Source organism: Pigmentiphaga sp. GD03639 (assembly GCF_029845405.1).
In the GTDB taxonomy this organism is placed as follows: domain Bacteria; phylum Pseudomonadota; class Gammaproteobacteria; order Burkholderiales; family Burkholderiaceae_B; genus Pigmentiphaga; species Pigmentiphaga daeguensis.
On sequence record NZ_JAOCLR010000095.1, the window covers coordinates 1 to 792 of the forward strand.

Consider the following 792-nt stretch of genomic DNA (forward strand, 5'->3'; position numbering starts at 1 on the left):
CGTGGCGATGCCGACGGTCGTCTTGCCGCAGCCCATCTCGCCATTGACGATCGCGGCGCGTTCGCCGCGATCGACCAACAGCTCGGTGACGGCGTGGACCACATCGGCTTGCGCGGGGAACAGCTTGCGCTTGAGCGCGGCGAGGATCAGTTGCCGATGCCCCCGCACTTGGCCGGTGTAGACCGGAGGATTGGCGCGGTTGAGCGAGTCGAGCAGCTCGTCGCCGAACTCGGACACGAAGTCCTGCAGGCTGAGCGTGAGGGGTGAAGCGGCCGCTTCGAGCAGGTCGCCCTGCACAGCGGTTTCGAGATCGAGGGACATGGTGATGCTCCAAAAAAATGAGGCATGCACCTCCCCCACGGGGCGGTGACATGCCCCTGGGTGGGAAGAAAGAAGCGGCACGAGGCCGCTGGATGCGGATCAGTATTCGCTGGGCAACAGCAGCGTGGTGACGCTGCGATCCCATTCGGTGATGATCCAGAGCTTCAGGTCGCGCGTGACCTGGTAGGACGAGAACAGACGATCCTCACCGGATTGCAGCGCGGCGTCGTTCTGCCGTCGATCGCTGTCGTCCAGGTCGCCCCAATCGCCATGAAGATGGCGGCGCAGGTACGGCGAGGGGTTGAGCCGGCCCTGTCGGACCAGCTCGTCGACGCCGGCGGTCATGACCACCTGCCCGGGCGAAAAGCGTGCTTGTGACGCGAGGTTGAGGATTGCGAGTGCCATGGTGGTTTCTCCTTCTGGAAGAAGGGGCCACGGCACCCCATCGGGGGCAATGTGGCCCCGGTGGGC

At 65.2% G+C, this 792-nt stretch carries 1 protein-coding gene and 1 pseudogene; both read right to left on the minus strand.

Translation table 11 applies throughout. From position 1 onward, the window contains the following. A pseudogene (locus N5K27_RS28995) lies at positions 1 to 321 on the minus strand (DEAD/DEAH box helicase); the annotation flags it as partial. Between the two features lie 99 nt (positions 322 to 420). Next, on the minus strand, positions 421 to 726 hold the full coding sequence (locus tag N5K27_RS29000; protein WP_279821041.1) for a hypothetical protein: 306 nt from the start codon (positions 724 to 726) through the stop codon (positions 421 to 423). Between the last annotated feature and the right edge of the window lie 66 nt (positions 727 to 792).